6 protein-coding genes and 2 pseudogenes are annotated in these 7,926 nt (G+C 44.6%); 4 read left to right on the top strand and 4 right to left on the bottom strand.

Going from position 1 to position 7,926, the window contains the following annotated elements; translation table 11 throughout:
• Positions 1-83: 83 nt before the first annotated feature.
• A pseudogene (locus QUA24_RS26255) lies at positions 84-254 on the bottom strand (IS1/IS1595 family N-terminal zinc-binding domain-containing protein); the annotation flags it as partial.
• A gap of 847 nt (positions 255-1,101) precedes the next feature.
• Between QUA24_RS26255 and ppk1 the strand changes: the two are divergent.
• Complete coding sequence (ppk1, locus tag QUA24_RS26250; RefSeq protein WP_333233285.1) at positions 1,102-3,285, top strand: polyphosphate kinase 1; 2,184 nt, start codon at positions 1,102-1,104, stop codon at positions 3,283-3,285.
• Between the two features lie 124 nt (positions 3,286-3,409).
• Here ppk1 and QUA24_RS26245 read toward each other — a convergent pair whose 3' ends face one another.
• Together QUA24_RS26245 and QUA24_RS26240 are read right to left on the bottom strand one after the other, a co-directional pair.
• On the bottom strand, positions 3,410-3,580 hold the full coding sequence (locus tag QUA24_RS26245; protein ID WP_333046052.1) for a hypothetical protein: 171 nt from the start codon (positions 3,578-3,580) through the stop codon (positions 3,410-3,412).
• A 202-nt stretch (positions 3,581-3,782) separates the two neighbouring features.
• Entirely contained in the window at positions 3,783-4,043 is a 261-nt protein-coding gene (locus QUA24_RS26240) for a hypothetical protein (protein ID WP_006632500.1), read from the bottom strand.
• A 320-nt stretch (positions 4,044-4,363) separates the two neighbouring features.
• On the opposite strand from QUA24_RS26240, the gene QUA24_RS26235 reads away from it, so the two are divergent.
• From QUA24_RS26235 to QUA24_RS26225, 3 genes and pseudogenes are all read left to right on the top strand, one after another.
• A complete protein-coding gene (locus tag QUA24_RS26235) occupies positions 4,364-4,915 on the top strand; it encodes a DUF2854 domain-containing protein (RefSeq protein ID WP_333139803.1) in 552 nt (183 codons plus the stop codon).
• Positions 4,916-5,330: 415 nt separating this feature from the next.
• Positions 5,331-5,786, top strand: a complete 456-nt coding sequence (locus QUA24_RS26230) for a DUF3598 family protein (protein WP_333233283.1) — start codon at positions 5,331-5,333, stop codon at positions 5,784-5,786.
• Between the two features lie 320 nt (positions 5,787-6,106).
• Positions 6,107-7,220, top strand: a pseudogene (locus QUA24_RS26225) (IS630 family transposase).
• Positions 7,221-7,340: 120 nt separating this feature from the next.
• Here the strand turns inward: QUA24_RS26225 and QUA24_RS26220 are convergent.
• Complete coding sequence (locus QUA24_RS26220) at positions 7,341-7,853, bottom strand: NAD-dependent epimerase/dehydratase family protein (protein ID WP_333233287.1); 513 nt, start codon at positions 7,851-7,853, stop codon at positions 7,341-7,343.
• Between the last annotated feature and the right edge of the window lie 73 nt (positions 7,854-7,926).

Raw genomic sequence — 7,926 nt, 5'->3', positions numbered from 1 at the left:
ATTGGGGTACTTTTGTTACCTCTGTGGAAAAAATCCTGAAAGAATTTGGAGAAAACTATGTAATTAATTTTGTCTAGTTACTTACCATTGACGTACATTTTTAGGCAATCACGTTTGATGCTCTCGCTATAACCTCGATGGAATTCATACTGATTAATGAATTGACGACCACATTGGACACAAATGTGATTCTGTTTTCCTTTCTTCTTGCCATTTTTACGGATATGGGTTGATTTACATTCTGGGCATTGCATAAATTATTCCTCCTATTCATACTCTCACTCAGCAACGCCTTTTCACATTACCCCCGATCCGGTTGTGTCTGAGCATGGCATTCGTGCTGAGTTAGGGCTGCACTTTGACGCTAATTATCCCGGCAGCGCGGGTTGTATAGTTTTGAAAAATTGGGAAGGGTGGCGGCGGTTTTGTGATCGGCTCGCGTCAATCGCCAACTTGGGAGTGAAGAGTCTGCCGTTAACGGTGAAGTATTAGCTTTAAAGCACTATATGTAGTGTTGCTATGCAGCTGCATCGACATTATATATAGCGTTTGTTAATCCCTGATAGGGTTTTTGGGGGGGTTAGCGCAAGCGTGTAAGACTGCCCTTTTTTCAATCCCTGGTAGAGACTGGGCGGCTGGTAGCCCGCGCTCAGTATGCAGCAGTGTGCAGCCGTGCAGCGCTTATTCCCAGCCATCAAAATACTAACATCTGGGGATTCTATTTAAAGACCTGCGGAATGTGGGTTGTTAATGCAGGCTCAACTTAAAAAGTGGCTTAAGATACTGTCCAGTGTCAGGAGCAAACCAGTCACCGTTCGGATCTAGGGAGCTAATCTACGCAACAGACTCATTAAGGTCTCAGGGACACGCCAGCTTCACCTGACCGAAGCAGATAGACTTTTTCATCGTCTTCCACCAGACTACTCTGAACATACAAGGGACACGGCACTGCCGTGTCCCTAAACATATTGCGTACCAGACCCTCGCGGATGACCGACAAAAACGTGCGATCGACCAAAAGCAGATGCGAACAAATCCTTTAACCTACAATACTATTTCTAGAGATGCCATCACCGAGCCTCCCAAAGACTCCCTCAAACCATGCCGAAGCCAAAAAAGACCCCCGCCAAAACCTACACTGAAATCAACCTCAGCGATCCTCAATATTACTTCAACCGAGAACAAAGCTGGCTAGAATTCAATAACCGCGTACTCCACGAAGCCCTCGACCCCCGCACGCCCCTTCTCGAAAGGCTCAAATTTCTAGCTATTTTTAGCTCCAACCTAGACGAATATTTTATGGTGCGGGTGGCCGCCCTCAAACAGCAAGTACAAGCAAAAGTCAGCAAATTGACCTCCGACGGCAGCACACCTCAAGAACAGCTAGACGCCCTTAACCAGCGGCTTTTGCCGATGGTTTCTCAGCAACACGCCTATTTTGAGCAAACCCTGCGGCCGAAACTAGCAGCAAGCGGCATCTACATTCTTGACTACATTGACCTCAATCAAGAACAGCGCAATTACTTGCATCGCTACTTCAAAGAACAAGTATTTCCCGTACTCACTCCCCTAGCAGTTGACCCCAGCCACCCATTCCCCTACCTTTCCAATCTCAGCCTTAATTTAGCAGTAGTAGTCAGGGATCCCGACACGCGGGAAGAATTATTTGCCCGCGTCAAAGTACCGCAGGTTTTGCCGAGGTTTTTGCCACTACCGGGGGATTTACAGTGGCAGCAGAGGGGCAAATCTCCGGTTTGGACTGGCGTGCCCCTAGAACAGGTGATTGCCCACAATTTAGAAGCTTTGTTTCCGGGGATGGACATTCAGGAATATCACCCGTTCCGCATTACTCGCAATTCCGATTTGACGGTGGAGGAAGATGAGGCGGAGGATTTGCTGCTGGCAATAGAACAGGAACTCCGCAAGCGTCGGTTTGGAGGTTCTGCGGTGCGGATGGAAATTCAAGCGATTATGCCGCCTGCGCTGCGAGATATGCTGATGGAGGAGCTGGATCTCGGTGAGCAAGATGTTTACGTCGTAGAGGGGCTGCTAGGCCTCAAGGATTTGATGTCTTTTGTGGGGCTGCCCGTGCCGGAACTGAAAGACCCACCTTGGACTCCGGTTGTGCCGCCCCGTTTGCGGAACTCGGAATCGCCAATGATTTTAGGCAAATTGATGTTGGATGCTGACGAGGGCGAGGATATTTTCACCGTCATCCGGCAGGGGGATTTGATGCTACACCATCCCTATCACTCGTTTGCGGCGACGGTGCAGCGGTTTATTACTGAGGCGGCGCACGATCGCTCCGTGTTAGCGATTAAGATGACTTTATACCGCACTTCTGGAGATTCGCCGATCGTCAGCGCCTTAATTCAAGCAGCGGAAAACGGCAAGCAGGTAGCCGTTTTAGTAGAGCTTAAGGCTAGGTTTGACGAAGAAAATAATATTAATTGGGCTCGCAAGTTAGAACAAGCGGGAGTCCACGTAGTTTACGGTTTGGTGGGACTCAAAACCCACACCAAAATTGTGATGGTAGTGCGTCGCGAGGAGGAATTCATCCGTCGCTACGTCCACATCGGCACAGGCAATTACAATCCTAAAACAGCCGGACTCTATACCGATGTGGGTTTGTTGAGTTGTCGCGAGGATTTGGGATCGGATTTGACGGATTTGTTTAATTATTTGACTGGTTATTCGCGGCAGGTATCTTATCGCAAATTATTGGTAGCACCGGTCAATATGCGCGATCAATTTTTAGCTTTAATCCGCCGCGAGGCAGAATTCTGCCGCTTGCAGGCCGAAGGCGGCATCGGTAGCTGTGGCCGCATTGTCGCTAAAATGAATGCTTTAGTTGACCCTCAAATCATTGTTGCTTTGTACGAAGCTTCGCAAGCGGGAGTTAAAATTGATTTGATTGTTCGGGGGATTTGTTGTTTGCGTCCCGGCGTTGAGGGTGTTAGCGAAAATATCAGAGTTATCAGTATTATCGGCCGCTTTTTAGAGCATTCTCGGATGTTTTATTTTTTCAACGGCGGCGACGAAGAGGTGTATATTGGTTCTGCTGACTGGATGCAGCGCAATCTCACAAGACGGGTTGAGGCCATAGTTCAGGTGGAAGATCCAACAATTGCCAAGGAATTACAAGAAATTTTGGGAGTAATGCTGGCTGACAACCGCCAAGCTTGGGATTTGCAGTCTGGGGGACACTACTCTCAGCGGCGGCCACCTGCTAATTGCCCGGAAGTGAGTTCTCAGCAAATTTTGATGGATATGGTGATGAATTAATCATTAGGAATGGGGCATGGGGAATTGGTTATTAGCTATCTGTTATTGGTTATTAGCTATTAATCAACAGTCACCAGTCAACAATGCCCAATGTCCCATGCCCCATTCCCAATGCCCAATGACCCTAACTGTTAAAAGTGCGCTTAAATTCTTCTAAGAGATCGTCAATTTCTTCGATCGCCTGACTCACATCTATTCTCAGGGCTCCCAAGTCCGATCGATCTAACAGCCGCACGAGGGATTCCCGCTTGCTCTCGATCTGTGCTACGCGCTCTTTGATTGTTTGTGCATCCATGGTTTTTGGCCTTTGCTAGTATTAACAAAAATATTTGACATTCCCCCCTGCGAACAGACGGAGATTCTTAATCCACCGACATACCTTTATGGGCAAATCCTTCACTGTTTTTATATGAGAAGTGATGAACGTGCTCAGGGTTTTTGGGTCTGTGTTATAGTTTGATTGTACATCAAAAATTCCCCCAAACTTCAGCAAAATTTTAGCGCAAAAAAGGCGGACGTTTGGTATCTGCGGGTTTATTTTTCATCATTCCAGCTAAAAATCGCTTCAGCGCCTTCTCCCGGTTTTTCATAAAAGCAGCCCAAAATCCCGGTTGATATTCATCCATTGTCTTGGCTAGGGCCCAGACATCGATCGCTAAGATATTATAAAGCCTTTCATCTTCGCGTTTGAGCGAGTTAATCTGCTCCAAAACCGCCTTGTTTGCTCCAGCAGTTTGTTTGTCTTCGTCTTTAATCATGTCCGAAAAATGGTTGAAAGGGCAAGAGTGTCGATCGCGATCGCCACTCTGTATACTTTGATGATACTGCCGATCTCGATTGCCTTCTGGAACCAACGCCGCGCAATTAACACGGATATTTACCGATGGCGTGCCCGGGCGAGTCCGGCAGGATAAGCTTCTGAACCTAGAGACAAGACTGTGGATGCACACCGCTCCCGCGCTCATAGATGCTAGCAGTTTTTGCAGGTCTTTTGGCAAAAAAACTAAATTTATTCAAGACTTTTTGACAGATAATAATTAAAGTATATTATTTCTGTCCGACTACTTACCTCACTAATATGTTACGCAAAATTTCTTTAGCAAACCTAGCCTTAGTTGTTGGCGGTATTATAGCAGCAGTCGGTTTCGGAGCCTACTTCACAGACAGACCTACCCTGAACCTAGCCGGTTTTTTTTATGGAATTCCGCTGTTGCTGGGAGGTTTGGCTCTGAAAGCGGCCGAACTCGAACCAGTGGATTTCACAGAACCTACCTCTGCTGAAGTTCTCCTGCTGCGAGAAAGTCAGGCCACAGATACTCAAAACCAAGTCCGCAAAGATGTCACTCGATTTCGCTACGGCCAACAAGCGCACTTAGATGATGCTTTGGAGCGTCTGGGCCTGGCCCCAACAGACGAGGAACGGCCCCTCCTGCAAGGGTTGCGGGAAGTTGATGTTGATGGTGCTTATGGGTTAATTCTAGAGTTTTATTCGCCGCTAATGCCGATCGAAGTCTGGGAAGAAAAGCAAGACAAAATAGCTACTTTTTTTGGGCCAGGTTTGCGCGCACAAGTGAGTCAAAAGGCTGGTGACAAAATTGAAGTGGCTCTCATTAAAAATACTCAAGCTTAAAGTAGTCTTAAGTTTTGAGTGCGTGAATTTTGAAGTCATCAATTAAACATTAATCTTGCATCAGCTTAGATACTGATTTTAGCGGCAGCTTCAAACCTGTCGCTATCAACATAAACTAAATCCGCAAGTGGGCGATCGCCACAATTAGATTTTCCTTAATTACAATAGTATTTGAGAACCGAGCGGCAATCTTACATCAGGAGAAGCACAAATGGTTTCGTCCGAGAGTAAGATAGGTATTATCGGCGTCAGATCATCAGGGTTTGTCAGTTGCAGTTAAACAGGCGTCGAAGTCGATGATACCAGTCTCAGTTGCAAATAATCCTGGCTCTGTCTTGAGTAGGATAAAGGAGCAGGTTAAATCGGCCAAACTAAATTATTAACAACAATCTATAGGGAAAACAGGGATACGCCTATGTCAGAGAACAGAGGGTCCATCACCGCCAAAGTACCTTTAACTGCTCAACAGCAGTGGGAAACTTTCATCGCCGATCACTGTGCACGTTGGCAAGGAGTATTGGTTAGATATGATGCCGCAGGGCAGGTTGTCGATATTCTTGATTCTGTAAGGAGCTTAATTCCTTCTGACGATAGGCAAACTGTCACCCATTCCCTCGACTTCAGGAGTCGGATGACAGAAACAGTAACGCAGAGACAATGGGTTTTGACCTTGGGTAATCCGCTGATTATCCATCCGGCTGATCCGGATGCTTCTCTGCTTTTTAATCCCCATTCTTCTGACATAATGGTTGGGCACGATCGTACAGGTCAGGGATTCTATTTTGAGCCTTACCTCCTTGCATCAGGGAAAAGAACCAGTGTGGTAGTAATGTACACATCTGCCCCAGATAGCCCTCAGCCCAACAAGTAAGTTTTCATTCTTCAGAGAGATTAAGGAAGAGGTAGCGGAACCTTGGTGGTCCCAACAAACTCACTGTAGGATCGATCGAGTCAACTGCCTCAAACTTCCTGCTCAAACCACAGGCGGAACCTATGTTTCATTGGATGAGATGGCTCAACTGCCAGTTCCTCCTCAACCCAGTGAAATACAAGGCGATTTTCTACAAATCCAATTTCCAGATGCAATAGAGGTTGTTCTTTCGAGCGAGCGATTCAACACTCCCTATTAAGCTGTTCAGCATTTAAAACGCATCTTGCATAGTATAATATGATGATATTTAGAAGAACTCAATGCCTACTAAAAACTTTCTCAGTTGCGAGACAAAAAAAAGTCTACAACAAGCATTAAAAGAGCATGAGCATCCAGATATTCGGCTTCATAGCCTTGATTTTTTTGTTACTCAATAACGGAAATACACAAGCTCAAACTGCTGAACTAATTGGATGTTCCCTGACAAAAGTAGCTTATTGGAGTATTCATGGTGATCCGGATCGATTAGATAGTTTTAAAGATGATAGGATGAAGGGTAACTACCGAAAAGCTACAGAAGAATACATTGATTTACTTCTAGAGACAATTGAAGTAGAACCTGAGAAATATGGCTATGAATTCGGGAGGTGGACAACAGCTAGACTTGCAATATATTTAAAAGAGAAGACAGGAATTGAGCTGAGTAGTACCCAAGTAAGGAGAATCTTAAAATCAAAAAAGTATGTTTACCTTTGGGCTAAATACAGCTTAAAGGATAAGCAAGATGCCGTAGAAAGGGGTTTATTTAAAGATAAATTAGCTGAGTATTTAAAAATAAAAAAAGAATTTCCAAACCTTTTGCAGGTATGGTTTTGGGACGAAAGCGGATTTAGTTTAAGAGTAATTAGAAGAAAAAACTGGTGTAAAAAGGGGACTCGAATTAATAAAAGAGGAGAGCGACGAAAAGGTCGTATTAATGTTATGGGTGGAGTGAGATACTCAGACACAAAAAGATGGGTAGATTTTATTCCATCTGGGAATTCTGCTAATTTTTATGCTGTGCTGAAAACTTTTTATGAAGATTTAAAAGCCGAGTGGATATTGCAAGGAAATTTAGCAGAAGACTTTAAAGATAAGGGCTGTAAGTTTGTGATAATTTTGGACAACGCTAGTTTTCATAAAAAAGCAGAGACTTTACAGAAAATAGCGTCAGAGATGCCGAATCTAATCATAGAGTTTTTGCCCAAGTATAGCCCTGACTATAACCTAGTTGAATTAGTATGGCATTCCGCCAAGGAATATGTTGCTAATAGATTATTTGAATCCATTGAAAAACTAGAATCACTGTTACATAAACTTTTAAATGAAGGAGAATTAATTATGAAATGGAATCGAAAGATTAAAAACAAAGGTAACTTAGTTAATGCAGTTTAGATGTCGAACAGCTTATGCCTCCATGCGTTGGACCCCAGATACCAATGATACACAGCGAAGCTGTACTTTAATCTACGAACAACCGGATCAAAAGGCTGATGTATTCGCCATTTAACAGGCTCAAATTTCCACTTCTGGATGAATGATCTGGTATCCTTCTGCTTTGAGCTTCTGATTCGATATGCGTCGATTATTCGATCGCTGTGGGGCATCTGACCCATCCCATTCTACTTCAGGTAACTCGTAGCGATCGCACACTTGTTTAAACAATTCACGAGCGGTAATTGGAACATCATTCACTAGGTTATAAACTCCTTGTAATTGACGAGCGAGCGCAAACTCACTTGCTGATACAATGTCGTCGAGATGAATCCAGTTCGTGAAGTGATTGCCTGTGCCTGGGCGAGTTGTGCCTGCAACCTTACTTAACCGTTTCTTGAACTCGCGATCGGGTCCATAAATGGCTCCAAGGCGAAAGATACATACTTTTAAGTCTTGGCTGGATGCTGACAGCAAAACTTGCTCTGTCTCATGTAAAATCTCTCCATGTCTGTTAGCTGGTGCCACAGGTGAAAGTTCACTCACCCAGGCTCCATTACTATTGCCATACACCGCACCACTACTGGTATATATAGCAATCCTAAATCATTATCAAGACTATGATACAATTATATGCAATACTTGATTGTGACCATAAAAAAATGAA

The sequence above is a fragment of the Microcoleus sp. Pol12B5 genome (assembly GCF_036701335.1).
In the GTDB taxonomy this organism is placed as follows: domain Bacteria; phylum Cyanobacteriota; class Cyanobacteriia; order Cyanobacteriales; family Microcoleaceae; genus Microcoleus.
This window is presented reverse-complemented; position numbering and strand designations above follow the sequence as displayed.